This window comes from Nocardia sp. NPDC059154 (genome assembly GCF_042755705.1).
In the GTDB taxonomy this organism is placed as follows: Bacteria; Actinomycetota; Actinomycetes; order Mycobacteriales; family Mycobacteriaceae; genus Nocardia.
The window spans coordinates 119,147-144,551 of record NZ_JBHZCS010000011.1 but is presented as its reverse complement, the minus strand read 5'-3'; the positions used below and the strand labels follow the sequence as shown (position 1 = coordinate 144,551).

Genomic DNA, 25,405 nt, shown 5'->3' with positions numbered 1-25,405 from the left:
GCTGGTCTGCCCGTCAAGGGACAGTGTTTTCACCACGCGCCAGCTCCAACAGCGCCAATGGGTTGCCGCGTGCTTCGGCGACGATCCTGTCCCGCACACGGGGAGGTATGGCCCCAGCCAGCACCTCGTCCAATAGCGCTCGGGCGTCGTCGGCACCGAGCCCCTTCACCCTTAGCTCCGGCAGGCCGGAGAGAAGTCCGGCCTCGGCGGGTACGAGTTCGGAGGCCGGATCGGACACGGCGAAAACCAGAGCCACCGACTCGGCGCCCAGCCTGCGGGCGACGAACGTCAGGATGGCCGCGGACTGCCGATCGATCCATTGCACGTCGTCCACGACACAGATCAGCGGTTCCTCGACCGCGGCCTCCGCGAGCAGGCCCAGCACGGCGAGCCCGGTCGGCAGTTGCCCCGGCGATTCACCGGCACCGATCCCCAATGCCGTCGCCAAGGCTGCCCTCTGAACAGCAGGCAACTGGCCCAGATAGTCCAGCAGCGGTGTGCATATCTGCTGGAGGGCCAAGTATGCGATCTCGGATTCGCTCTCGACCCCGACCGCACCGACAATTCGGCCCTCCTCGAGCCGGCCGACGAGGTAGGCGAGCAGGGCGGTCTTGCCGACACCCGACTCCCCGCGCAGCAAGAGCGTGCGACTGTGTCCGCAACGCACATCGGCCAACAGCCGATCGAGCACTTCCTGTTCGTGGACGCGACCATGGAGTGTGGGCAGCGAAGGGCGACTCATCGGTCCGCATCCGAGACCGCCAGGACCGCGACCTCGTTCTTGATGTCCACTACTTCGAGCTCCTTCGTACCGAAGGATGCCGCTCGGCATCCGTCGTCCACGATCACCCCGGGGAACGTCCGATCGCCCCAGGGATGAACCCTGGTTGGTACCCGGGTCCTACGCCAGGGTGGTGACCGGGGGACCGGTGCCGGCCGAACGGAGTTCAGATATCTCGTTCGGAGACGATGCCGTACTTGATCGCCAGGTTGGCCAGCCGGGCGCGCTTCTGGTTCTGGGGGAGGTCTTCTACGCCGAATTTGTTGAACAGGGTGCGCAGATGAGCCTTGACGGTGTCGACGGAGAAGAACAGCTCGTCGGCGATCTGCTGATTGGTGGCGGGTAGAGCGAATCCGTCGGCGCCGGTGACCCGGGGGCGACACAGCGCGATCAGGACCGAGCGTTGCGACGCGGTCAGCGAGCTCGGGGTCGGCAGACCATCGCGGGCGGCTTTTGTCCGATCGCCCCCGACGCCCTCGGTGAAGTCGTGAAAAGTGATGCGGGAACTGCCCATACGCATGACATCGCCGGGTCGTAGCGTGTGACGACCGGTCAACCGGTCGCCGTTGACGAACGTGCCGTTGAGCGAGAGGCCGCCGTCGAGCAGCGTCCACTGCTCACCCAGATATTCGGCGATGGCATGCAGGCGCGACACCTCCTCGTCCCAGAACAGCGATACATCCGCCCGCGGGGAACGACCGATCGTCATCCGTGATTGCCTGGGCGACAACGACAGCTCGCGGTGTCGGCCTTCGTTGTCGTAGACCCTCATGAACGGGCCGTCGTGATCGGTCCCCAGTATCGACTCCTTGCTCGTGCTCGGGATGAGCCGTGAAAGGCCGCCATCGATTCGCAGGACGCCCCAGGGGGCGTCGTAGGCGAGATCGATGGCGGCCGTGGCAATTCCAGCGGGGTGTATCCGCGGGGGAGGAGGTCAGCGTGCTCCCGTGTCGCCGTCGTTCGCGAGGAAGTCCAGCAGTGCGGGGTTGACGATCTCGGGGTGGGTCCAGGCGATGTTGTGCGGGCCTCCCTCGACGGTGACCACGGTCAGATCCTTGATCAGACCGGGCAGCCGGGCCGCGGTAGCGGAGTAGGGCAGGATCCGGTCCTCGTCACCGTGGATCAACAGCACGGGCACGTCGATGGCGGGCAGATCATCGCGGAAGTCGGTCAGCCAGGTGTCGACACATGCGTAGGCGGCATGGGTCGAGGCCGAGAGTGCGACGTTGAAGCTGTTCTGCCAGGCCTGTTCGCTGATGCGGGTGCCGCCGAGAACGTCGACGTTGTAGAAGTTGTCGAGGAAGTCTTTGAAGTAGGCGGGCCGGTCGGCGAGGACCGCGGCCTTGATGCCGTCGAACACGGCCTGATCCACACCGCCCGGGTTGTCCTCGGTCTTGCGCAGATACGGCGGAATCGCGCCCATCAGAACGGCTTTCGCGATGCGCGCCGACCCGTATCGGCTGAAGTACCGGGTGACTTCGCCGCTGCCCATGGAGAAGCCGACCAGGACGGCGTCGGTCAGGTCCAGATGTTCGACGAGGGCGTGCAGATCGGCGGTGAAGGTGTCGTAGTCGTAGCCGACGGTCGGGCGGCTGGAGTTGCCGAAACCGCGGCGATCGTAGGTGATCACCCGGTAACCGGCCGCGAGAAGGTCTCGCTGCTGCTTCTCCCACGAGGCGCCGTTGAGCGGGTACCCGTGGATGAGCACGACCGGTCGGCCGTTGCCGTGGTCTTCGTAGTAGATCTCGATGGTGTCGCTGTTCTCACGACCGACTGTCAGCTTGGCCATTGTGGTTCCTGTTCGGTGTCGAAGTGGATGTTGGTTTGAAGTCTGAATCCGAGAAGGTGCCGACGGCATCGGTCAAGTGACGCTGATGTCGACGTAACTCCCGGTGGATACCCAAAGCGCCGCTGTCATCAGTGATTACGTCATTCGACTGTCGCGGTGTCTGGTCGCGGATTCCTAGTTTGGTGCTGACTCCACAAGCACGAAAGGAACTCCGGAATGACGACCGAATTTCAGCTCGGCGGCGAGTTCACTGTCAACCGAATCGGCTACGGCACCATGCGATTGGGCGCACAGGAACCCGGTTTCGACGAGGCGATGCTGCATGTGTGGCGAGCGCCCGCCGACCGGCAGGCCGCGCTCGCACTGCTGCGACATGCGATCGAATCGGGGGTGAACCTCATCGACACCGCCGATGCCTACGCGCTCGGCGAGACCGAGGAATTGATCGCCTTAGCCTTGGCGCCATACCGTGATGATGTCGTCGTCGCGACGAAAGTGGGTGCCGTCCACCCGACTCCGACCGAATGGATTCCGCTGGGGCACCCGGCCTATCTGCGTCAACAGGCCGAACTGTCGCTGCGGCGGCTGCGAACGGACCGCATCGACCTGCTGCAACTGCATCGCATAGACCCGGCCTACCCGCTTGCCGACCAGGTCGGCGCGCTCCGTCAGCTCATCGACGAGGGCAAGGTCCGTCACATCGGCCTGTCCGAGGTCAGCATCGAGGAGATCCGGGCAGCCGCGGCGATCGCGCCCATCGCCAGCGTGCAGAACCTCTACAACCTCACCCACCGCGAGGCCGAGGACGTCGTGGAATACACGGCCGCGCAGGGCATCGCGTTCCTCCCGTGGTTCCCACTGTGGTCGGGCGCGCATGCCACCGAGACCGGCGTCCTGGCCGAGATCGCCGCCGAAGTCGACGCGACCCCGGTGCAGGTGTCGTTGGCGTGGCTGCTGCACCGGTCACCCACGATGCTGCCTATTCCGGGCACGACTTCCCGGGCTCACCTCGAACAGAACATTGCCGCAGCCCGGATACGGCTGTCCGACGCGCAGTTCGAGCGGCTCTCGAGCGTCGCGGCCCCCACTGTCGCTGGGTGACCACGCGGCGACTACGTCATGGTCGCCGTCAGCTGACCGATGTGGCGGCGGCGTCGCGCGACCCAGAGTGGACTCCGCGCAACTTGCCGCCCAATTCCCCGAAAGGACAATCACATGAACGACATTCGACGTCCCCCTCTTCGCCGCGTGGGCCGGGCCATCGCCGCGGTCACGGCCGCGGTGGTGGCCGGCAGCCTCGCCGTGGCGTGCACCGCGAGCACCACCACCCATGCCGGGCCGACCGAGGACGCACCCAAGCCGACCGTTGTGCTGGTGCACGGGGCCTTCGCCGACGGGTCGAGCTGGAACGACGTCGTCGACAAGCTGCGCAAGGACGGGTATCCCGTTGTCGCGGCGGCGAATCCGCTGCGCGGACCCGCCTCGGACGCCACCACGCTACGAGGATTGATCAGCCATATCAGTGGTCCCGTCGTGCTGGTCGGGCACTCCTACGGTGGATCGGTCATCAGCACCGCCGCAGCGGGCAGTGATCAGGTGAAAGCCCTGGTGTACGTGGCGGCGTTCCTGCCCGCCGTGGGCGAGTCCGCGCTGGAGCTGACGAATAAGTTCCCCGGATCTACCCTGCCGGGCACGCTCGACCCGGTGCCGTTCACCAACCCCGACGGCAGCGCCGGCAAGGATCTGTACATCAAGCAGGACAAGTTCCACGACCAGTTCGCCGCCGACGTCACCGCCGACAAGGCGGCGCTGGCGGCCGCCGCTCAGCGTCCGATCCTGCAGTCCGCCCTCGAGGAGAAGGCGACCGTCGCCGCGTGGACCGACAAGCCCAGCTGGGACGTGGTCACCACCGAGGACCTCAATATCCCGGTCGCCGCACAGCGGTTCATGGCCGAGCGGGCGCATGCACAGGTCACCGAGATCGCTGCCTCGCATTCGGTCGCCGTATCGCATCCCGATCAGGTGGCCGCGGTGATCGAGCGGGCCGCCTCGAACTCGGCCCACTGATCGTCATCGTCGCATTCTGAAAGGTATTGAGTTCCATGGGAACAAAGGCCGTCGAATGCGCGGGCAACGTCACCGCCAGCGGGCAGACCCTCATCTGCGGCGGCGGCTTCACCAACTGATCTCGAATGTCGGTTGCGCCGAATTCTGAAGAGTCGCAACGAAATTGATTATCAGTTATAGCCGCGGAGTGCAGCTTCGCGGCAGAACGGAAGGACAGACGCATGTCTGCGAGAACCATCGTCATCACCGGCACCTCGAGTGGATTCGGACGCCTGACCGTGCGTCGATTCAGCGAAGCGGGATGGAACGTCGTCGCCACGGTCCGTAAGGAGGCCGACCTTGATGCCCATGTCGGGCTATCGAATGTGAAAACGTTGCTACTCGACGTGAACGACGAGCACGCCGACCTGGAATTCGGCGAAATCGCCCGCGCTCAGTTCGGCAGGGTCGACGCCCTGATCAACAATGCCGGTTACCTCCAGTCCGGGCCGCTGGAGGCCAGCACCATGGACCAGGTGCACCGCCAGTTCCAGACCAATGTCTTCGGCCTGATCGCACTGAACAAGGCGTTCATTCCGATTCTGCGCGAGCAGCGTTCCGGGGTGATCGTGAATGTCAGCTCGATCAGCGCCGACGCGGGCTACCCTTACACCTCGGTGTATCAGGCCTCCAAAGCCGCGGTCGCGGCGTTGACCGAAGGCCTGCATGCCGAACTCGCCGAGTTCGGCGTCACGGTCAAAGCTCTGCACCCGGGCAATATGGACACAGCGATCTTCAACAAGGTCGACCTGCCCGCCGACATGCCTGCCGCCTACCAGGAGCCAATGGACCGGTTCTTCTCCGCCAACGTGGTCCGTTCCGACCCGGCGCTGACCGTGGAGGCGATGTGGCGCATGGTCACCGACGGCGACTCCCGGAAAGTGCACTACTACAGCGGCCCCGACGGTGAGGCGATTCCCCGCGTCAAGCAACTCCTGGGCCAGGACTGGTACCTCGACGAACACAATGCCAGCAATCGCCAGGAAGCCAGCCCGCTATGGCAGACACTGATGCCCCGCCCGAAGTCCGAGAACCACAGCTGAACCTGTTGCGAGACCCGCGGCCCCGGCCGCGGGCAGACTTCCCACCTGGGTCTGTCGAGATATCTGGACTGACCCACTGGCCAGCTCGATCCGCCCGCAACGCAACTCTCGCCCTGTAGGACGCGACAGCAACCAAAGCCCCAGTGCGGGAAGGCTTATCGCCGCCCAGTTCAGGGTCTCGATCTCCGCATTGCTGCGCCCCACGGCAGCCGCACTCGGGTCCGGACGACGAAAGCAGCCGGCGCAGGTCACCGCGATGCGTTGCGCAACAACAGCGTCGGTCGACGGATGCTGCGGGCATTCCCGCCGATCACTTTCCATTCAGGCGATCGCACCGATCGCCCCGTCGTCTTGCACCGCTACTGAGAACTAGGAGAAACATATGAAATCGACTCGGGCCACGCGGAACTCGCCCCGATATGGGCTACGTGCAGCGATGACAGGACTGGCGGCCATCGCCGTGACCACCGCAATGGCGAATCCGGCCGCCGCAACCCCCGCCGGTGGTGTTACCGGCACGATTCTCGGCCAGACCAGCATCGGCGGCACCGACTACATTCTCCGCGAAATCACCATCGCACCTGGTGGATCCACGGGCTGGCACTACCACGACGGGCCCGTCTACGGCACGGTACGTAGCGGCGTCCTGTCCCACTACCACTCCGACTGCACACTCGACGGCGTCTACCATGCGGGCGACTCCTTGGTCGAAACCCCCAGCTCTAGTTACGTTCACATCGGCCGCAATCTGGGTTCCGAGCCACTGGTGCTGGACGTGCTCTACGTCCTGCCGTCTCACAGCCCGCTGTCGGAGGATGAACCTGCCCCCGAATGCGACCGATAAGGTAAGTCGCTGCGCCCGGGAGGACTACAGCACCTTCGCGGTTCAGCACGTACGACTCCTGGGCAATCCGATTCGAGAGGTCGAAATCCCCCCGCTGCAGCAGGTCATCAACAAGCCACCAGCCGAATCTCGATTGCGGCTGCAGTTGTCGAGGCAGGGCGCAAGTCGTCGATGAGGGTTAAGTACAACGATGGCGTCATTTGACGGACGCGACGACCGGCTTCTCGGCCATAACTTACCCGTATGTTCAGCCATCGCCCCTCGATCCGCGCGTTCGGCGCCACCGCAGTGACCGTCCTGCTGACTGCCGTGATCGCGGCCTGTTCAGCGAGTGCTCCTCCGCCCCAACAGGTCTCCCCGACTACCGCCGCGCTAGCACCGGGAGAGCCGAGTTGGTCACCGGCTCCGGTCGTTCCGCTCGCCTCGCAGCCCGCTCCCGCACTCGACGTCGACGAGCCATTGCCGGACCAGCTGGCCATGGGCTTGGCAGTCATCCGCTACCGTGCGGAAAACCTGCGCATCGTCCCCGTGTACGGGCCTGGCGCACTGAGCGTTTCGCCACGCATCGGCCACATCCACGTCGTCGTCGACGACGCGCCCTGGCATTGGGCGGACGGTAGCGGCGAGCCACTGATCATTCAAAGCCTGCCAGCCGGACCGCACAAGGTTTGGATCGGTCTCGCCGATCCCACCCACCACATCCTGGATAGCAAGACCGTCAACTTCGTCATCCCAGAAGGAGCAAGCCATCCGCACTGAACCGCACAGGCATTATCAGTGTGCGAGGGTACGCCAGGAGGCAGTGGGGGCGGCACGCTGACCGATCCGGCGAGCGCGGTGCGACGGAAGATCAACTGCCCGTGTCTATCCGAGGTCGGTCGAACCCACGTACATGCCGAATACCGTGCGACATCGGACCTAATCGAGAAGTGACCCGACCGGCTGCCACGTATGACCGTCCATGCCAACAACGTTGGTGACAGACCTGGGACGGATACGCCGAGGTGCGGGAAAAGACCTGTCCTGCAAAGTAAACGACCCGCTGAGCCGCGACGTGCCAATCGCGGGTCCATCGTCGAGACGCCGGGCCTTGCCCGGCTTGATACGGAGTGATCTGTCATGCCCGAAACTACGACCGTTCCAGAGCTGCCGCCTACCGCGGTGATGATGCAGATCCTGGGCGGATTCCAGACGTCCCAGGCAGCCTATGTGGTGGCGAAGCTGGGAATTGCCACGATCCTCGAGCAGGAAGGCTCGAAGCCGGTCGCTGAACTCGCCGAGCGTACGGGAGCGCAGCCCGATGCGCTGCGCCGCCTGATCCGGACGCTCGCGCCGCTGGGGTTGTTCGCCACCGACGACGACCGCGTCAGCATCACGCCGTTGGGGGCAACCCTGTCGGAGACGCACGCACAGTCGCTCTACGACATGGCGTGTATGTGGATGGAGACCCACTACCTGCCATTCAGTGAGCTGCTGTACGGTGTGCGCACCGGCCGGCCCGCGGCCGAGAAATACTACGGACAACCGATTTTGACCTGGTTGGCCGCCGACCCGGAGCGGGCGGCACAATTCGCCCGGGCCATGGCTGAGGTGACGTCGAGCTTGCGCACCGGCATGTTCGACGGCTATCGGCTTCCGGCGGGCAGGACAGTGGCCGATATCGGCGGCGGTGACGGCAGCGTGCTCGTCGAACTGCTGACCCGCAGCGAACCCAACCGCCAGGGGATCGTGTTCGATCAGCCCAACATCACGCCCGAAGCCGAGAAGACCATCGCAGCCGCGGGCCTGGCCGAGCGTGTAGACGTCGTCGCGGGAGACTTTTTCGCTGCAGTACCGACCGCCGACATCTACGTCCTCGGCTATATCCTGCATGACTGGGACGACGTATCGAGTCGGCGCATCCTGGCCTCCATCGCCGCTGCGGCAGCACCGGGAGCGCGGGTTCTCGTCATCGAGGGAATGGTGCCGGCCGGTGACGCGCCTCACCTGACCAAGGCGATCGACCTGACAATGCTGGGAATGCTCACCGGAAAGGAACGCAGCGAGCAGGAATACCGTGAACTGCTCGACGGTGCTGGATTCACGCTCGACCAGGTCGTGGCCACGCCGAGCCCTTACTCGATTCTGGAAGCCACGCTGCGTTGAGACATTCCGAACGACCCGTCGATCGCGTCCTCGAGGAATTCGTATCCCGCACAGTCGAATTCGGCGTCGATCCCGCCGGTCGCGAGGGCGCGCACCTGATCGGCTGCTGATGCGGTACCGATCACCAGGGCGCCGACCGCACTGATCATGCTGGTGGCCGCGCACAACGCGGCCACCAGCTGTCGGATGCAGAGCAGAACTAGGACATCGGATTTCACTGATGCGGCATTGCGGTCATCCGCGATGCCGTCAGGACTCATCGATCAATGACGCCACGATTCACCGATGCAGCCGATCAAGCTTGGCGGTAGGGCAGTTCGGCGATGAGGGTCGGCAGGTGCTGGTGTATCGCGGGTCCGTGTCCTGGGACCAGGACGTGTGCTTGTTCGACGGCAAGCGCGTGCACGCTGGCCTGTGTTCGAGTCTGATTGTGGTTGAACACTTTTGGCAGTAGTTGCGGGCCGGTCCCTGGTAGTAGAGGGTGTCCGGTGACGAGTGCGTCTCCGGAGAACAACACGCCTTCGGAGGGCATGAGGTAGGCGGTATGACCGTCGGTGTGCCCTGGTGTGGGAATTGCGACGAACCCGCCCGGCAGCGCCGCCAGGACAGCCGGGTCCGCCGCCTGGGCGGTGGGTACCCGCATTCCGATCTGACCGGCGACCGCGCGTGCTGTCTGCATCACCCACCGGGCCCCGCGTCGCGTCGTCAGTTGCCGCAGCATCTCGGTTGCGGTGATCTGTTGCAGGTGTTCGCGTTTGGCGTGCGGGACTTCCTGTTCGCCGGTGTAGACTGCCGCTCCGGCTCGCTCGACGAGCGCGGGTATGGCGCCGATGTGGTCGAGGTGGGCGTGGGTGAGTAGGACCGCGGCGATATCGCCGACCTCATGACCGATTTGACGCACGGAATCGAGTACCGCGGCCGTGTCGGCCGGGTAGCCGGCGTCGATGACCGTGACGCCGGAACCGTCGCTGACCAACGCCCAGTTGACGTTGGTTCCCGACACCACGTGTACCGAGTCGGAAACCTGCTCGATCTTCATATCGCGTCCTTGCTTGTGCTCGGTTGTGTTGTAGCGGTTTGGGTTTGCGTGAATCCCGACGCCGCAACGGCATCGGGATACCGCTGCGGGAGCAGATCAGCGTGCGCTCGTGTCGCCGTCGTTCGCGAGGCAGTCGAGCAGTGCGGGGTTGACGATCTCGAGGTGGGTCCAACCGGCTTCGAGGAGGACTCGCTGCTGCTTCTCCCACCAGGCGCCGTTGAGCGGGTGCGCGTGAACGAGTACGACCGATCGGCCGATGCCGTGGTCTTCGTAGTCGATCTCGATGATGTCGCTGTTCTCGCGACCCATGGTCAGCTTGGCCATTCTGATTCCTGTTCTGTGACGAAGTGGATATCGGGTGAAGTCTGAATCCGTGAAGGTGCGGCCGGCATCAGTCAACTGACGCTGATCTCGGCGTGATGTGTACTGCGCGCCTTCCAAGCCAGGAGCGCGGCCTGTGCGATGAAGAAGATGCCGCCGCCGGTGGCGTAGACGGACAGGACATTCAAGGCGGGGGACTCGCCGGTGGCCTGGAAGATGTAGGTCGCGCCGACCAGGAAGGACAGGCCGCCGGAGATCAGCGTCGGCCATTGCCTGCCCAGCACGGGGCCACGCCGCCGCAGGCCGACCACGAGCTGTGCCGCGCCCGAAAGCGCTGCCCAGACACCGAATGCGCCCAATACCGCGGCCGCGCCGCCGGCGGTTGCGGCGATACCCAGAGCGACGGCGATCATCGTGCTCAATGCGCCATTGAGGGCTGTCACGCGGCGTTCGGGACCTTCCGGAACCGCGAGATAGTCGAGCAGCGACGAGACGGCGTCGATCAGCGGGTAGCAGACCAGCAGTACGACCGCGACGGCATCGAGGTTGTCGTGGGCTTTGGCGAAGGCGAGGGCCCAGGCGATCGCGAGGACACCGCGACCCAGATACAGACGGGTGAGTGACGAACGCTCGGTTCTCGAAATAGACTGTGTAGCAGTGTTATTCATGTGAACTTTCCATTCGATTGGGGTGACTGAACTTCACTCTCACCCGGTGCGCACACCTCGGGCATCCGTCGTCTGACGCTGAGATCGACGTAGGTTGTGCGCCCGGCGACTGTGCAGCGCGGAGGTCTCCGACCAGATCAACATCGCAATCGGCCCGCATACGAAAAGCTCTGCGATCGGTGGTCGTTCGGGTTCGTGCGGGTTCATCACGCCGCCTGCAGCGGAACCGAGAGGGACCTGCGTAGCGAGGACGGGCCGACCAACGGCAGCAATGCCGCCAGGATCTTGCCCTTGAGCGCCTGAGGGGTTCGGGTGAGCTCGACGTCGACGAGGCACCCGGGTAGGTCGGGTGTGATTCGGAAGGTCCAGCCGCCGCCTGCGCCGAAGAGTTTGGAGTCCAGGGTGGTGACGGTGACGGTGTCACCGCCGGGGGTCCATTCGTAGCGGGCGCGTTCCCAGGCGGCGGCGGTGCCTTCGGTGACCTCCGCCCAGTTCTCGCCGCGGTCGTGGACGACGAAATGCTCGGCGTCGATGCTCGGCCATACCTCGGGCCGGGTGGGCCCGAAGTCGGTGAGCACCCGCAAGACCTCGGCGGGACGGAGGGTGGAGATCAGGCGAAAACGTATAGTAGCCATGGAATTACGATCGCCGTCTCGGCCACTGCGGCGAATCGGTCAGGTGACGCTCGGTGTGACGTATTTCCGTATCGCGTCGGCAGTCGGAGTCGCGGCAGCGCCCAGAAGATGCCGCAAGGCTGTCGCCGAGCTGGCCCGGATCGTTCGCCGCCTTCACCGATCCCGACGGCAACGACTGGTTCCTGCAGGAAGTCACTCAGCGCGCACCCGGCCGCTGATTGGTGATCGGAGGGAACATCGTGTCCGACAACGAAATTTGCACCTGCGACGTCGTGGTCATCGGTGCTGGGCCGGTCGGTGAGAATGTCGCCGACCGCACCCGCGCCGCCGGGTTGAGCACTGTGATCATCGAATCCGAACTGGTCGGCGGCGAATGTTCCTACTGGGCTTGTGAACCCAGCAAGGCACTGCTGCGCCCCGCCCTGCTCTATCGTGAGGCCACGCACTTCCCCGGAGTCGGGGAAGCGGTCACCGGACCTCTCGACGCGGCCGTGGTGCTGAAGCACCGCGGCCGGATGGTGGCCGACTGGGATGACCGGGACCAGGTCGCCTGGCTCGACTCGGTCGATGTCGAACTCGTCCGCGGTTACGGTCGGCTCGACGGCCCCCGTCGGGTGACGGTCCACACGCCGGATGGCGACACCGTGCGGCTGGCCGCCACACACGCGGTGGCGGTGTGTACCGGTACGTCCGCGGTGCTACCCCCGCTACCGGGCCTGGATGCCGTGCGGCCGTGGACAAGTCGCGAAGCCACGAGTGCCCGGGAGGTGACGGCCGCCACCGGACGCATTCACGAGGTCGCCGACAAGCGCATGCCGATTCCCGGCGCCGTCGGCGTGGTCGCGGCGGTCGTCGCCGCCGGGGCCGCCTTCCTGGACGGGAAGGCGGCCGCGGGCATTCTCACAGCGGTCGCCAGCGTGGACCAGCGGTGTCGAGCAGGTCAGAGGTGGTCGGCGTCGATGATGGCCTGGGAGAACGGGTGCGGGGCTTCCTGCGGGACGTTGTGCCCGATGCCGTCGAGAACGCGGTGCTCGTGCTTGCCGGTGTACTTGGCGGCGTACGCCTTTCCATCTTTCGCCGCGCCGTCGAAGTCGCTGCCGATCGTGATGGCGGGAACGGTGATGGCCGGTCCGGTGGCGAGTTGCTGTTCGTAGGCGTCGTATTGGGGTTCACCGGGAGACAGGCTCAGCCGCCAGCGGTAATTGGTAATGACGATGTCCACGTGGTCGGGGTTGTCGAAGGCCGTGGCGGAACGGTCGAAGGTGGCGTCGTCGAAATTCCACGCCGGAGACGCACGCTTCCAGATCAATTTGTTGAAGTCGTGCCGATTTCGGCTGTAACCGAGTCGGCCGCGCTCGGTGGCGAAGTAGTACTGGTACCACCACCCCAGTTCGGCCTCGGGCGCCAGCGGCTGCTGCTGGGCCGCCTGCTGCGTCACGATGTACCCGCTCACCGCGACCATCGCCTTGACCCGTTGCGGCCACAGCGCGGCGATGATGTCGACCGTGCGTGCGCCCCAATCGAATCCACCGAGCACAGCCTTGTCGATGTGCAGCGCGTCCATGAAATCGACGATGTCGCGCGCGATCGCCGACTGCTGACCGTTGCGGACGGTCTGCGCGGACAGGAAGGTGGTCGGCCCGTAGCCGCGCAGGAACGGGACGAGGACCCGGTATCCGGCCGCCGCCAGCAGCGGCCCGACATCGGCGTAGCTGTAGGCGTCGTAGGGCCAGCCGTGCAGCAGGATCACGGGCTGCCCGGTGCTGGGCCCGAATTCGGCGTAGCCGACGCTGAGGACGCCGGCGTCGATCTGTTTGATCGGTCCCAGCGTCGTATTCGCGCCAGAACCCTTCCGCAGGTCCGCGCCGACCGGAGTCGTGGTCGTCGGTGCGGTGGCGGGAGCGGGATCCGTGCCGCAGGCGCTCAGCGAGGCCGCGGCCAGGCTCGCCGCGCCCGCTGCGAGCGCACCACCGAAAAATCGTCTGCTGATGTTCATGTCACCAGACGCTATGGATCGGCCGGATACCGTCGCGAGCGTCGAATGACGTAATCCGTGCCGGATAAGTGCGGCCTATCGCGGCATCTCATCCTCCGGTGGCAGCAGCGCCGCGAGGTCACCGCGCGAACTGATGCCGAGCTTCGGGAAGATGCGGTGCAGGTGGGTGCTGACGGTCCGGTGCGACAGGTACGAGCGCTACCGAAACAGGATTACGTCACCCCAGCGTCAACTGACTGATTCGGCGGCATGCCCGCCGCGGCGAAGTTATTTCCATGACTACGGTACGTTTTCATCTCTCGTCCACCCTCCGTCCCGCCGAGGTCTTGCGGGTGCTCACCGACTTCGGGCCCACCCGGCCCGAGGTATGGCCGAGCATCGACGCCGAGCATTTCGTCGTCCACGACCGCGGCGAGAACTGGGCGGAGGTCACCGAAGGCACCGCCGCCGCCTGGGAACGCGCCCGCTACGAATGGACCCCCGGCGGTGACACCGTCACCGTCACCACCCTGGACTCCAAACTCTTCGGCGCAGGCGGCGGCTGGACCTTCCGAATCACACCCGAATCCGACTGCAGCCGAGTCGATGTCGAGCTGACCAGGACTCCGCAGGCGGTCAAGGGCAAGCTGCTGGCGGCGCTCCTGCCCCTGGTCGGCCCGTCCTCGCTGCGCAAGTCGTTCGCCGGCCCGCTGCGAGCGGCGTGATGTCCGCACCGAACCCGATTCAGGCGGAACCCGAGCGCTTCGACCACGCGGTCCGGGAATTCGGTTTCTCGCCCAAGGAGTAATCGATATGTCCCCGTTTCGCGCGTTCCGATGGAGTGAGCAGGACAGTGCGGCAAAGGTTTTCACGGGCCCGGTGGCGCTGTGGATCTGGGCCGAGCTCGCGGTGCTGCACGGGCGGGGACCCACCGTACGGGATTTCATCGGCTAGCGAGCCCACTGCTCTCGTTCATTCATACCGAGCACTCTGAAAGGTATTGCGCACCATGGGAACACTTGACGGCAAGGTCGCCATCGTTTCCGGATCCGGCCGCGGCATCGGCCGTGAGATCGCCCTGAAACTCGCTTCCGAAGGCGCATCCGTCGTGGTCAATGATCTCGACGCCGGACCTGCCGAGGACACCGTCGCCGCGATCGAGGCCGCGGGCGGTAAGGCCGTCGAATGTGCGGGCAGCGTCACCGAGGAGGGCTTCGCCGAACGCTTCGTCCACACCGCCCTCGACTCCTTCGGCGGGCTCGACATCATCGTCAACAACGCCGGCTACACCTGGGATTCGGTGATCCAGCGGATGACCGACGAGCAGTGGGACGCCATCCTCGAGGTGCACCTCAAGGCGCCGTTCCGGATTCTGCGCGCCGCTCAGCCGGTGATCGCCGCGCAGGCGAAGCAGGCCAGGGAAGTGGGGGAGCCGATCCCGTGCCGCAAGGTCGTGAACATCTCCTCGGTGGTCGGCACTGCAGGCAATGTGGGACAGGTCAATTACTCCGCGGCCAAGGCGGGCATCACCGGCCTGACCAAGACCATCGCCAGGGAGTGGGGCCGCTACAACGTCACCGTCAACACCGTGGCATTCGGCCTCATCAAAACCCGCCTCACTGAAGCCGCGGCCGACGGTGACGGCACCATCGACATCGAGGGCCGCAAGATCGAAGTCGGCGCGGACCCGAAGTGGTGGTCCGCCATGGAGCAGGTGATCCCGCTCGGTCGCGGGGGCACCCCGAGCGAAGCGGCCGGCGCCGTCTACTTGCTCTGCACCCCCGAATCCAACTATGTCAGCGGGCAGACCCTCATCTGCGGCGGCGGCTTCACCGGCTGAAGGGCAGCCGTAACGGGCTGGTCGAAGGGGTAGATCGAATCGCTGGTCGCATTGATCGAGTCGCGGTCAGCGTCAGTTGACCTATGCCGCGGGCACTTTGGTCGATCCAGACTTCAACCAGCAAACCTGCGATACCACGCGGGTCCGGTTCCGCTGCTACAGAACCGATGTCGATGCCGAGGAGGAAACCGGGCCTTGGCGTGGAAGCAATCTGACCGACGACGGGAAGACGCGGGTCTCACCCATAGGGAGCTCGGTGGAGTCGTGCCGAGTTCGACGAAATAGTGCAACAGGAGATCGAAATGTATCGGACTTACACGGACACAGGGCGGGTTGCGATTTCGCCGGACGGACGGAGGGCCGCGTTGGCCGGTGCGCTCGGCGGTGTGATCGAGCTGTACGACTTTCTGAGCTACGGGCTCGCGGCGGCCAGTGTGTTCGGGAAGCTGTTCTTCCCGGCGGCCGCGCCGTGGGTCGGCGTGCTGCTGTCGTTCGCGACCTTCGGTGCGGGTTTCGTCGCGCGGGTGTTCGGGGCGGCAGCATTGGGAAACCTCGGTGATCGGTTGGGCCGCAAGCCCGTACTGTTGCTGTCGGTGGGTATCGGTGGGCTTGCCACGGTCGCGATCGGTGTGCTTCCGACGTATGCCGCGGTTGGTGCGCTGGCACCGTTGATGCTGGTGCTGTTGCGGGTTGTGCAGGGCTTTTTCGTCGGCGGCGAGGTCGGTGGCGGGATCCTGCTTGCCGTCGAGCATGCGCCCCCCGGTCGTCGTGGCTGGTACGGCAGCTGGACCATCACCGCGCTGGTCGCTGGTTCGGTCCTGGCCAGCCTCGTCTCCCTGCTGGCGCATACGGTGGCGGGCACCGACTTCATCACCTGGGGCTGGCGTTTGCCGTTCCTGCTCAGCGCGGTGCCGACCGTGGTGACGCTGCTGGTGCGCACGAGACTGCCGGAGACACCGGAATTTGAAATCCACAGGGACAAATATGATCTGGTGCGCCGACCGTGGCTGCAGGTGTGGCAATCGGCGTGGCCGAGGATCGCGATCGTGGCTGCCGTGAATACCGGGCTGACGATGATGACGTTCACTCTCATCACCTTCGTGCTGTCCTACGGGCTGAACACCCTGCACATCGCGCAGCCGGTACTGCAGCACGCGACGTTGCTCGCGCAGATCCTCCTGCTGCCCTCCGCGCTGCTGTTCGGGCATTGGAGCGACCGCTACGGTGCATTGCGAATCATGCTGGGTGGCGCGGTTTTCAACACTCTGGTGGCGTTCCCGCTGTTCTGGCTGCTGGATACCGGGCAACCCCTGCTCCTCACCCTTGCGATCTGCGTCGCGCAGATGGGTACCGGGGCCATGCTGGGCCCGCTGGCGGCGGCGTTCGCCGAGGCGTTCGATGTTCGCGTGCGGTATAGCGGCCTGTCGCTGGGCTACCAAATCGGGGCGGTTCTCGGCGGTGGCCTGGTTCCGTTGGTCGGAACCGCACTCGTGCACTGGTCCGGCGGAGACTCCTGGCCCGTCGCGCTGTACCTGACGACGGGCGGCTTGATCAGCGTCATCGGTGTCCTCGCGATGCGAGGTACGCGCCAGGTGGGTGCGAGCGCCCTCTGAGAACCTATTTGCCCCTATATGGAGGTGTATTCAATTGGAGTGCGGGATGCGACCAGTTCCCTATCGTTGGTTATCGCCGGGGATTGGCATCAAATGTGGCATCACGACAGGGCGGGACCCATCGGTCAGGGTGGGATCGGGCGGACACCGTGGACGATTGATATTCCGCTGACCTGCACGGACCGGACGCACCGATACGCGATGCCACGTCCTGGACTGTTTTCCGTTGGCTCATAACCCAGAGGTCGCAGTTCAAATCCTGTCCCCGCTACAAACGAGGGCGGTCCTGACCAGAAGGTTTCGGGACCGCCCTCAATCTATATCGGGGTTCGTGGCGCGCAAGACCGTCGCTTTGGGTCCATTGGTCTGCGGGACGCGTCGGATGTTCAGATGATCCCTTCGGCGCGCAGCGCGGACCGGGTGTCGGTGTCCAGGCCCAGCAGCTCTGCCAGGATGTCGTCGGTGCTGGATCCCATGCGGGGCCGAGGCTGCGGATGCTGCCAGGGGTGCCGCTCATGCGTGGCAGGGGCGCGGCCATGCTGATGCGGCCGTGATCGGGATCGTCGACATCGATGATGGTGCCGCGGTCGCGGTAGTGCGGGTCGGCGGCTATGTCGGCGATCGACATGAGTGGTGCGGCGGGGATGTCGTTGTCGCTCAACAGTTTCGCTGCTTCGTCCGCCGACCGGCCGGCGGCCCACTCGGCCACGAGCGCATAGAGTTGCCGCTGGTTCTGGATCCGGTCCGAAGGCTGCCGCCGATGCCGACTGTCAGGGAATGCCGACGGCGGTGTTGTCCAATGCGCGCACGGTGTGGGCGGCGGCGGTACGGACATGGCCGTCCGCGTCGGACTTGCCGGGCGCGTTGGACGCGGTGACGAGTTGGGGGCGTGCCGCGCGGGCGCCCTCGCCCAGGTGGTCGAGTGCGTTGGCGGCCTGCAGCCGGATCCAGCCGTCGGGGTGACCGACCAGAGTGTCGCCGAGGTAGGCCACGGCCCGCGGGTCGCCGACTGTCCGAGCGAGGGCTTCCGCGAGTGCGACTTTCACATGCGGTGACGGTTCGGTGTCGAATGTCCGGCGCAGGTCGTCGGTGGCCGGTGCCCCGTCGGTGTCGAGCATGCAGCAGCCGGTCGCCGCCCAGTAGCGCACGATCTCGTTGCCCGAAGCCAGATTTCGCACCAGTTCGGGGATGGCGGCGGGGTCGCGGCGGATGGCGGTGGCTGCCAGCGCCATGACTTCGCGCAGCGGGTAGACGCTAGGTTCCCGGCTCGTGGTGTAGCCTTCGGCGGCTTCGCTTTCGGGGATGAAACCGTCGTCGACCACCGCCAGCATGTGCTCGTCCAGGGCCGCGCTCATCCGTCGCAGATCGGTCGCGTAGGCGGGATCTGTTGCGAGATTGTGGATTTCGTCGGGGTCGGCGAGGGTGTCGTAGAGCTCCTCGGCGGGGCGTGGCTGCCAGAACCGGTCGGTGACCTCGTCGAGGCGGCCGTCATGGTGGAGTTGATCCCATTCGCGATATCCGGCCTGGAACCACATGAACTGGACGTGCAGGCCGTTGGGCAGATGGGGTAGATAGTTGCGGATATAGCGGAAACGTTCGTCCCGCACGGTGCGGACCATGTCGTAGCGCTCATCCATGCGATTGCGCATGCCGAACGCGTAGGCCGCCGTGGACCTGCGCGAACCGGCGAAGGGGGTACCACCCATCCACGCGGGTGCGCCGACTCCGGCCAGGTCGAGAATCGTTGGCGGCAACGCGGTTCCGCTGCAGACGGGCTCGTCGAGCACGGTGCCCGGCGGGGCGGGGGCGAGATGGGCGAGATTGCGGCCGAAACGGGCGATCAGCGGGATATGCAGGCCGCTGTCGTAGCAGAAGCGTTTCGAGCGAGGCAGTACACCGGCGTGATCGCTGTAATAGAGCACGATGGTGTCGTCGGCGAGTCCTGCCTCGTCCAATTCCCGCAACCGAGAAGCCATTTCCTGGTCCATCTGGTTGATCTGGTTCATGTACAGTGCGGCGTCCGAACGGGTGGTCGGGGTGTCGGGATAGTACGGCGGGATGCGCACCTGGTCGGGCGTGGTGGGCCCGCCGACGATCGGCGTCGGGAGGGCGGAGTGGACGGATTGAAGTTCCTGTAGATACGGCGTGGACACCTTGCTGTCCAGTTGGTCGAGCCCTGGCGCGTTGAGGAACACCGAAATCTCATGCGTGGTCATCGGGTTGAAGATCGCGAAGAAGGGCGCGTCCGCCGGGCGATTGCGCCAGTGCGCCCGTGCCGAGGACTCGTTCCAAGTCGAGCCGACATCGAGGTCGGCGGTGTTGTAGTCCTCCTTGGCGTTATTGGTGCAGTAGTAGCCCGCCTGCCGCAACAGTCGCGGCCATCCGGCGTGATCGAGAAACGGCGGCAGGGCTCCGGCGGCACGCATGTGGTTGGCGGGGGCGCAGCTCTCCGGTGCGACTCCGGAGATCATCGCGAACCGGGACGGCGCGCAGACAGGGGCCGCGGAGAAGCAGTTGCGCCACCGAATTCCTTCCGCGGCAAGCTGATCCAGCGTCGGGGTGTGGGCGACGCCGCCGTAGCACCCGAGGTGCTGCGCGCCGCAGTCCTCGCTCACCAGGCATAGGATGTTCGGCCGCGGTCCATCCTCGGCTCGGGCGAGCGCGGGCACGAGCGCGGCGGCCGCGATTGCTGCCGCGCTACCCAGGAGTGTGCGGCGTGTGAGCACGGCGTCGGTGTGTCGAATGGGTGCAGTCATGGCCGCAACGGCCCCTCTCGATCTGTCGGCGAGCAATACTGTCGGCCGGTCAGCTACTTAGTTACACGTGTAATCAGCCGCAGAGGTTACACGAGTAAGCTGCTATTGTCATGGGCGCTGGAGCGTCCACCCCCTACTCGGGGGGAAAGGGAGGACCGTGACCTCGGAGACACCGATCGACAAGCCGAACAGCGCCGATGTCGCGCGACGGGCGGGGGTATCGCGAGCCACGGTGTCCTATGTGCTCAACGGCCGCGCCGACGCGCGGATCAGTGAGCAGACCCGCGATCGCGTGCTCGCGGCGGCGAGCGAGCTGGGCTACGCGCCCAATGCCACCGCCCGCACCCTGCGGGCCGGACGCGGCAACACTGTGCTGATCCCGATGCTCGAACTCCCGGCCAGCCCCGCCAGTGACGCGTTCCTCGAACACCTCGCCCGCGAACTGGCCGAACGAGATCTGTGCCTGCTCGTCCACGGCGGCCGACAGCGGCCGGGGTTGGAGGCGGCGCGGGCCTGGGCCGAACTCCGTCCCGCTGCGGTGATCGCCCACCCGTTGCAATGCCCCACCGAGAGCGTCGAATTCCTGCGCCGCGCCGGGGTGGACGTGGTGGTGCTGTTGGGTACCCAACCCGGCGCGACCACTGCGATCCAGATTCCGTTGAATCCCGCGGCGGTCGCCCACACGGCCGCCGAATATCTGATCCGGCGGGGTTGCACGCGACTGGCGTGCCTGGTGCCCACCGGTCCGCTGGCCGTGTTGAGCGTGCCCCGGTTCGAGGCCGTGTCCGAGCTGGCCGGGCAGGGTGGCATACCCGTCGAGCGGGTGGACTGCGAGCTGACCGAGCAGAGTCTCACGCCGGTGGTGGAGCGGTGGCTCGTCGAACCGGGCACCCGCCCCGATGGCATCTACGCCTACAACGACGAGCATGCCTTGCTGCTCATCGAAGTCCTGCGCGAGGCCGGATTGGCCGTACCGCGAGACGTCGCGGTCGTCGGCTCGGGCAATTTCCCCATGGGCGCGGTCCTGCGACCCCGTCTGACCACCACTGTCGTTCCCGCCAACCGCCTTCCCGCGCTCCTCGCGGCCACCATCCACGCGGCGCTGGACTCGGACGGCCAGGCACCTCCCCGGCAGCTGCTGCAGCCCGAACTCATCGTGCGCGAATCCGCTTGACCCGCAACGGCATCGACCGGGTCGCGGTCGTTGCTGTGCACCTGTGTGGTCCTCGTTCTGTCGATGGGGTGGAGTTCGGTGTCAGCGGAGGGTTCCGGAGAGTGATCGAACTCAGGCGTCGGTGGGTGCTGTCAGGGTGAGTCCCGCGGCGATGACGGCACCGGCGGCGCACAGTCCCCAGACCGTGAGGTAGGCCGTCACGCTGGGCAACGCGGTGTGCGGAAGGATCAGGGCTCCGAGTAGCGCAGCGAATCCGGCGCTGGCGACGCTGCCGCCGATTGTGTACACGTTGTTGTAGACAGCGACGGTGCCGGCGGATCGGTCCGCGGCACTGGACTCGACGATGACCGTCGACAAGGCTGCCAACGCGAGGCCGGCACCGCACCGGCGATCGCATAGGCCAGCCCGAACAGCGGCAGCGATGTATGCATCGGAAGTTCGATCGAGTCGTGTTGCCGGCGTGGACAATACGAATCGGGTCGATGCCGCGCTCGGCGAACATGGTGGCCGCGCCGGATGGGCGCGGCCGGGGTCGCGTCGGCTACTTGGCGGCGGGCGTCGCCGGGGTGAAGGGCTCGTTGACGGTGGTGAAGTACTGGATCAGGGAGGCGACCGCGACCGGCGCGGTGACCAGTAGCGCTCCGGCGAAAGCGCCGATGCCCGCGCCGATGGCGATGCCCGCCAGGCATCCGGCCAGCGGGCCCGCGCCGAAGAGCGCGGCGAGGATGCCGGTGACGACACCGCCGACCACCGCCCCGCCGACACATCCGATCACCCCGCCGATGGCGGTGCCCACCGCCGCGCCGCCCGCGGCGGACGTGGTGATCTGCAGGGAGGCGCGCTGGAAGGCGGCCTGCTCGCGCTCGTAGCGGGTGCGCCAGGGCGCCTCGTCCTGGTAGGGCATGGCGACGGGGGTGAGGGTGGCGGTGTGGCCGTCGATGGCCGCCTCGATCGGGTAGTCGACACCATCGATGCTGAAGCTGAGCGGAATGCCCGCCAGCACTTGGCCATTGGCGGCCTTGATCTCGAACCTGCCGTTCTCGGTGACCAGACTGCCCGCGTCCGTGGAGATCGTCGCGGCGGTGTCGGTGGCGGTGACGTCGTAGTTCACGCCGGTCTCGGGTGTCGCCGCAGCGGTCGCCGACGGGGCCTGCGGTTCGGCGGAGGCGGTCGCCGTGGCGGCGGTGAGCGTCGCGGTCGCCAGGGCGGCGGCGGTGACCAGGGTGGTGATCCTCATCGGTATTTCTCCTCGAATTCAGCGTCACGGGTGTTGCGGGAAGCCGGATTTGCTCGGCGATCGATCACCGGTGATGCACCAGAAATTGATATGTGGAACATGTCACAATCGCCCGTGTTCTCGGTCACTAGAGTCCCGGTGAGTAGGACGAATTCGGCCTCGGCCGACTGGTGTTTCGCTGTCTATATCAAGGTCGGTGCAGCTTGTGGCGAGAATGCCTCCGGATTCTTAAGGCAAACGCCTTAAGTCGATTGCCTTAAGGCAATCGCCGGTGGTTGGCGCCGCGCTAGCGGAGGATCGTTGTCAATCTGTTCGAGTGGCTTTGGCCATGGGGTAGGTGCCGTCCAAGAGTCCCGAGGTGGGGCCGTAGAAGCGCGCGGCGAGTTGGAAGCGGTCCTTGGGTGGCGTCGGTAGCCAGTTGCGCCGTTGGTCCGGGTCGGCGGGCGGGTCGGGTTGCAGGTAGAAAGTCAGTTTGCCGTCGGCGACCGCGTATGCACCGGCGGCGAATTGGCCGCTGGTCACGCTGTACCGGTTGATCGGGTTGTCGATGAAATAGCCCGCCGAGTCGTACATCGGCAGCTCCCAGAATTCCGTGGTGGGCGGCAGATTGCCGATATCGAAGGTGAGCGTGTACCGGTGGCTGCCGTCGAGGTCGCGCCCCTCACTGTCCTTGAACAAGTAGGCGATGGTGTGGGATTGGTACGGCACAGGCGTGCCCCAGGCGACGTCGTCGGCACCGGCTTTGGCCGGGTAGTCGAGGGGGTCGGAGAACAGATCCGATTGCAGTCGCCAGCCGTTCATGTCGATCTGTGTGGCGGTGAAGGCATTTCGCGCGTTCGTACGGGCGTGGGTGAAGCCTTCTTCGATCTTGGCCCGCTGAGCCGAGTCGACCTTGGTCGGGTCGAAGATCGTGCCCGGCTTCAGGCCCAGCCGGGCCAGATCGGTCAGGGTCCGAGTTTCCTTGACCGAGTCGGTCTTTCGGGTCAGGGTGGGGTCGTTGAGCGACAAGCTCAGCAACTGCAGATAGTCGAGCGCGGTCATCGACTCGGCGATGTCGGTGATCTGATCCATACGCGGAAAGTCGCGATAGTCGCCCTTGATCTTCGGCTGCTGATCGAGCGGGGGAACATGGCCGCCCGCAGTGGTCCACTGGCTGAGCGGAACCGCGCCGATGCCGAGGACGACCGCTCGTGCGGCGGCCATATCGGCGTCGGTGCGGGAGGTGACCGCGATGCGAGCCGACAGCACGAAGGAGTCGGAGGGCGCACGCACGATCTGGGTTCCGGTGAAACCGGCCGGTAGTTTGTCGTGCCAGTTCGGGCCGATGATCAGATACCGTTGTGGCGCATTGCCGGTGAATTGGGAACCGGCTTTGAAGAACCAGTCGGCGTATTGGTCACCGGCCTGCACACTCCAGTACCGGCCGTCGGTCACCGCCGGTGTTTCGATGACGACCGGATCATTCGACAGGTCGAACATGCCGCCCGAGTACAGCGTCGAGGCGTTGACCGTGGTAGCGACGCGACTGGTCTTGGCATTGAACAGTTCCAGCTGCGGTTGCAAGTGGTTGAGTCCGTGGAAGGCTGGACTGTCCTGCTGGGTGTACAGGTGGCGCAGTTCGTAGAATCCCGCGATATTGAGACCCCAGTCGAAAGCCTGCTCGGTCAAATTCGAGATCTCGGTGCCGGACAGGGAACTATCGATCTGTCCGGTGCCGGCGGTGGGGGAGCCGCACGCGGCGATCATCGGAATGAGTGTCACCGCGGCGGCGGCCGCGGTGCGGGCCCGCAGTAATTGTCGTCGGGTCGTCTTCAAGAGCCACCAGTCCTTCGTATTGTTCGCGGATTCGGGGAGTCAGGCGGCGGCGATATCGGGCAGCGGCCAGCTCCCGGTGTAGTAGTCCGCGGTAGGTGCGTAAAGCCGGAAAAGTACGAGGAAACCGCGCCCGGGAACGGTCTTGATCCAGTTCGATTCGCTGGTTCCGGCAGGCAGACTCGGGCCGAAATGGGCATCGATCGTGCCATCGGGGTTGACCGTCGGGTTCTTCAGCGACGAAATCGACGGTCGGCGGGTGTCGGTGACGACGAAATGGAAGTCGTCGGCGTCATAGGCGGAGGCCGACCAGTACGCCAGCATCGGGGCCTTCGGCGGCACCCGGAGCACATAGTGTTTCGAGCCGTCGAGGAAATTGCCCGATGAGTCGCGGAAGCTGGTCAGGTAGGCCGCGCCGGAGCCGATGGGAGGTTTGGCGTCCGGGTCGAGGAATTTCTGCATGGCGAAGCCGAACCGGAACAGCGCCGCACGCTCGTCCACCTCGGTGATCGAACCGCGCTCCTGGGTATGGGACACCAGACCGGTCGGACTGCACCAATGTGTTTTCGGATAGATGCTCGGGCGCGCCACCCGTGGATCGGCTTCCAGCGTGGCGACCATTTTCCGACCCGTATCCGAGGCCCGGGTCAGGATCGACTTCACGCGATCGTCGGGCTGGAATGTGTGCCCGATGCCGAGACCCAGCGGGGCGAGCATGCCGAGCATGATCCGGTCGCGCTCTTCGGGATACTCGACCGCGAGGGCTTTCCCCATGAGGGTGAAGTAGTCCAGTCCGCGTGGGGTCAGTCCGTCGTAGTCGTCGAAATTCATCAGCCGGAACCGCGGGGCGGGCGGGTTCGTCACGGCGGAGTAGGCGAAGAGGTTCGCCCGCTGTAGCCGGGCCGCGGCGTCGGCGACACTGTCGCCGCGGTTGCGGACCGCGCGCAGGAAGAGCATGCCGGTGTTCGTCTTCGATTGGCGGACAAAGAATCCCGTCTCGGGCAATGGTCCGGTGTACCCGGGCGGCACCACCAGGTAGCGGCCGCCGCGCCCGGCATCTGGGCCGGTGCCGCCCACGTCTTCGATCGGCCGCTGCCAGGCGTCCAGCAGTACGCCGTACTGGCCGCCGCCCGGAATGTCGATCACCAGCGGGCCGGTCGCGGTGAGGTCGAAGTAGGCGAAGGAGTAGACGACATCGTCATTGCCGGTCTGCAGTTTCTGGTTGACCTGCTCGAGCTGGTTGAAGATGAACAGCTCCAGCGGCGCGATGCCCAGTCGTCGCGCACCCTCGGCCATGGCGGCCAGGCCGACCAGCGGCTGCGCCCAGATGTAGCCCTGTACGGCACGCTGATAGTCCATTTCGTCGTAGAGCGCCGCCGCGGTGTCCGCGCTGGGGTAGCCGGTGGATTCGAGCTCGAAGACCGGATCGCCGGGATCGTTCGACCGGCGTTGCGGTGCTTCGGTTCTCGTGCACGCGACGGCGGTGGCGAGTCCGCCCGTGGCCAGTGCCGAGGCCAATAGTGCCCTGCGATTCATGGTTCGACTCCCTTGTCGTCACCCGCCGCGCGCACCTCGGTGTGGACCGTGTGGCAGGATGACAAATATTCATCATCGTGTGTCTAGTATT

26 protein-coding genes and 2 pseudogenes are annotated in these 25,405 nt (G+C 65.6%); 12 read left to right on the top strand and 16 right to left on the bottom strand.

Features of this window, described 5'->3' with window-relative positions:
• Positions 1-13: 13 nt before the first annotated feature.
• The 3 genes from ACFXN1_RS12900 to ACFXN1_RS12890 form a co-directional block, all read right to left on the bottom strand.
• A complete protein-coding gene (locus ACFXN1_RS12900; protein ID WP_379463574.1) occupies positions 14-742 on the bottom strand; it encodes an AAA family ATPase in 729 nt (242 codons plus the stop codon).
• A 205-nt stretch (positions 743-947) separates the two neighbouring features.
• The gene (locus tag ACFXN1_RS12895) at positions 948-1,490 is read right to left on the bottom strand and encodes an FHA domain-containing protein (RefSeq protein ID WP_379444715.1); all 543 of its coding nucleotides are present in this window, start codon (positions 1,488-1,490) and stop codon (positions 948-950) included.
• 225 nt (positions 1,491-1,715) lie between these two features.
• A complete protein-coding gene (locus ACFXN1_RS12890; RefSeq protein ID WP_379444716.1) occupies positions 1,716-2,570 on the bottom strand; it encodes an alpha/beta fold hydrolase in 855 nt (284 codons plus the stop codon).
• 216 nt (positions 2,571-2,786) lie between these two features.
• On the opposite strand from ACFXN1_RS12890, the gene ACFXN1_RS12885 reads away from it, so the two are divergent.
• The 6 genes from ACFXN1_RS12885 to ACFXN1_RS12860 all read left to right on the top strand — a co-directional run bounded on the left by ACFXN1_RS12885 (position 2,787) and on the right by ACFXN1_RS12860 (position 8,708).
• Positions 2,787-3,671 (top strand): aldo/keto reductase, encoded by an 885-nt coding sequence (locus ACFXN1_RS12885; RefSeq protein ID WP_379444717.1) that lies wholly within the window; start codon positions 2,787-2,789, stop codon positions 3,669-3,671.
• A 114-nt stretch (positions 3,672-3,785) separates the two neighbouring features.
• Positions 3,786-4,637, top strand: a complete 852-nt coding sequence (locus ACFXN1_RS12880) for an alpha/beta fold hydrolase (RefSeq protein ID WP_379444718.1) — start codon at positions 3,786-3,788, stop codon at positions 4,635-4,637.
• Positions 4,638-4,858: 221 nt separating this feature from the next.
• Entirely contained in the window at positions 4,859-5,719 is an 861-nt protein-coding gene (locus tag ACFXN1_RS12875; RefSeq protein WP_379444720.1) for an SDR family oxidoreductase, read from the top strand.
• Between the two features lie 436 nt (positions 5,720-6,155).
• Positions 6,156-6,563: a cupin domain-containing protein gene (locus ACFXN1_RS12870; RefSeq protein ID WP_379444721.1), complete on the top strand. Its 408-nt coding sequence runs from the start codon at positions 6,156-6,158 to the stop codon at positions 6,561-6,563.
• Between the two features lie 243 nt (positions 6,564-6,806).
• Positions 6,807-7,322 (top strand): DUF6130 family protein, encoded by a 516-nt coding sequence (locus ACFXN1_RS12865; RefSeq protein WP_379444723.1) that lies wholly within the window; start codon positions 6,807-6,809, stop codon positions 7,320-7,322.
• Between the two features lie 360 nt (positions 7,323-7,682).
• Positions 7,683-8,708, top strand: a complete 1,026-nt coding sequence (locus ACFXN1_RS12860; protein ID WP_379444724.1) for a methyltransferase — start codon at positions 7,683-7,685, stop codon at positions 8,706-8,708.
• Here the strand turns inward: ACFXN1_RS12860 and ACFXN1_RS12855 are convergent.
• The 5 genes from ACFXN1_RS12855 to ACFXN1_RS12835 form a co-directional block, all read right to left on the bottom strand.
• Positions 8,678-8,968, bottom strand: coding sequence for a hypothetical protein (locus ACFXN1_RS12855; RefSeq protein ID WP_379444725.1), 291 nt, complete (start codon positions 8,966-8,968; stop codon positions 8,678-8,680). The genes ACFXN1_RS12860 and ACFXN1_RS12855 overlap by 31 nt on opposite strands.
• Before the next feature lie 35 nt (positions 8,969-9,003).
• The gene (locus ACFXN1_RS12850) at positions 9,004-9,747 is read right to left on the bottom strand and encodes an MBL fold metallo-hydrolase (RefSeq protein WP_379444727.1); all 744 of its coding nucleotides are present in this window, start codon (positions 9,745-9,747) and stop codon (positions 9,004-9,006) included.
• A 96-nt stretch (positions 9,748-9,843) separates the two neighbouring features.
• Complete coding sequence (locus ACFXN1_RS12845) at positions 9,844-10,071, bottom strand: hypothetical protein (protein WP_379444728.1); 228 nt, start codon at positions 10,069-10,071, stop codon at positions 9,844-9,846.
• 71 nt (positions 10,072-10,142) lie between these two features.
• Positions 10,143-10,736, bottom strand: coding sequence for a DUF308 domain-containing protein (locus ACFXN1_RS12840; protein ID WP_379444729.1), 594 nt, complete (start codon positions 10,734-10,736; stop codon positions 10,143-10,145).
• A 206-nt stretch (positions 10,737-10,942) separates the two neighbouring features.
• Positions 10,943-11,371, bottom strand: coding sequence for a hypothetical protein (locus ACFXN1_RS12835; protein WP_379463573.1), 429 nt, complete (start codon positions 11,369-11,371; stop codon positions 10,943-10,945).
• Between the two features lie 221 nt (positions 11,372-11,592).
• Here ACFXN1_RS12835 and ACFXN1_RS12830 point away from each other — a divergent pair.
• Positions 11,593-12,171, top strand: a pseudogene (locus tag ACFXN1_RS12830) (FAD-dependent oxidoreductase); the annotation flags it as partial.
• Positions 12,172-12,311: 140 nt separating this feature from the next.
• Here the strand turns inward: ACFXN1_RS12830 and ACFXN1_RS12825 are convergent.
• Together ACFXN1_RS12825 and ACFXN1_RS12820 are read right to left on the bottom strand one after the other, a co-directional pair.
• On the bottom strand, positions 12,312-13,367 hold the full coding sequence (locus tag ACFXN1_RS12825; protein ID WP_379463572.1) for an alpha/beta fold hydrolase: 1,056 nt from the start codon (positions 13,365-13,367) through the stop codon (positions 12,312-12,314).
• Positions 13,368-13,442: 75 nt separating this feature from the next.
• Positions 13,443-13,556 carry a LuxR C-terminal-related transcriptional regulator gene (locus ACFXN1_RS12820; RefSeq protein WP_379463575.1) on the bottom strand — a complete coding sequence of 38 codons (114 nt, stop codon included), beginning with the start codon at positions 13,554-13,556 and terminating at the stop codon, positions 13,443-13,445.
• Positions 13,557-13,642: 86 nt separating this feature from the next.
• On the opposite strand from ACFXN1_RS12820, the gene ACFXN1_RS12815 reads away from it, so the two are divergent.
• The 4 genes from ACFXN1_RS12815 to ACFXN1_RS12800 all read left to right on the top strand — a co-directional run bounded on the left by ACFXN1_RS12815 (position 13,643) and on the right by ACFXN1_RS12800 (position 16,799).
• Positions 13,643-14,071 carry a hypothetical protein gene (locus tag ACFXN1_RS12815; protein ID WP_379463571.1) on the top strand — a complete coding sequence of 143 codons (429 nt, stop codon included), beginning with the start codon at positions 13,643-13,645 and terminating at the stop codon, positions 14,069-14,071.
• 88 nt (positions 14,072-14,159) lie between these two features.
• Entirely contained in the window at positions 14,160-14,300 is a 141-nt protein-coding gene (locus ACFXN1_RS12810; protein ID WP_379437573.1) for a hypothetical protein, read from the top strand.
• A 55-nt stretch (positions 14,301-14,355) separates the two neighbouring features.
• Positions 14,356-15,186 carry an SDR family NAD(P)-dependent oxidoreductase gene (locus ACFXN1_RS12805; protein WP_379437572.1) on the top strand — a complete coding sequence of 277 codons (831 nt, stop codon included), beginning with the start codon at positions 14,356-14,358 and terminating at the stop codon, positions 15,184-15,186.
• A gap of 365 nt (positions 15,187-15,551) precedes the next feature.
• Positions 15,552-16,799 (top strand): MFS transporter, encoded by a 1,248-nt coding sequence (locus ACFXN1_RS12800; protein ID WP_379437570.1) that lies wholly within the window; start codon positions 15,552-15,554, stop codon positions 16,797-16,799.
• Between the two features lie 535 nt (positions 16,800-17,334).
• Here the strand turns inward: ACFXN1_RS12800 and ACFXN1_RS12795 are convergent.
• A pseudogene (locus ACFXN1_RS12795) lies at positions 17,335-17,634 on the bottom strand (CoA transferase); the annotation flags it as partial.
• The gene (locus ACFXN1_RS12790) at positions 17,570-19,555 is read right to left on the bottom strand and encodes a sulfatase-like hydrolase/transferase (RefSeq protein WP_379437568.1); all 1,986 of its coding nucleotides are present in this window, start codon (positions 19,553-19,555) and stop codon (positions 17,570-17,572) included. The pseudogene ACFXN1_RS12795 and the gene ACFXN1_RS12790, both read right to left, overlap by 65 nt.
• A 157-nt stretch (positions 19,556-19,712) precedes the next feature.
• On the opposite strand from ACFXN1_RS12790, the gene ACFXN1_RS12785 reads away from it, so the two are divergent.
• A complete protein-coding gene (locus tag ACFXN1_RS12785) occupies positions 19,713-20,729 on the top strand; it encodes a LacI family DNA-binding transcriptional regulator (protein ID WP_379437566.1) in 1,017 nt (338 codons plus the stop codon).
• 111 nt (positions 20,730-20,840) lie between these two features.
• Here the strand turns inward: ACFXN1_RS12785 and ACFXN1_RS12780 are convergent, their stop codons facing one another.
• The 4 genes from ACFXN1_RS12780 to ACFXN1_RS12765 all read right to left on the bottom strand — a co-directional run bounded on the left by ACFXN1_RS12780 (position 20,841) and on the right by ACFXN1_RS12765 (position 25,314).
• Entirely contained in the window at positions 20,841-21,095 is a 255-nt protein-coding gene (locus ACFXN1_RS12780) for a hypothetical protein (RefSeq protein WP_379437564.1), read from the bottom strand.
• 175 nt (positions 21,096-21,270) lie between these two features.
• The gene (locus ACFXN1_RS12775) at positions 21,271-21,966 is read right to left on the bottom strand and encodes a hypothetical protein (protein ID WP_379401788.1); all 696 of its coding nucleotides are present in this window, start codon (positions 21,964-21,966) and stop codon (positions 21,271-21,273) included.
• A 303-nt stretch (positions 21,967-22,269) separates the two neighbouring features.
• Positions 22,270-23,781 (bottom strand): DUF1254 domain-containing protein, encoded by a 1,512-nt coding sequence (locus tag ACFXN1_RS12770; RefSeq protein WP_379437562.1) that lies wholly within the window; start codon positions 23,779-23,781, stop codon positions 22,270-22,272.
• A 39-nt stretch (positions 23,782-23,820) separates the two neighbouring features.
• The gene (locus tag ACFXN1_RS12765; RefSeq protein WP_379437560.1) at positions 23,821-25,314 is read right to left on the bottom strand and encodes a DUF1214 domain-containing protein; all 1,494 of its coding nucleotides are present in this window, start codon (positions 25,312-25,314) and stop codon (positions 23,821-23,823) included.
• Positions 25,315-25,405: the final 91 nt, after the last annotated feature.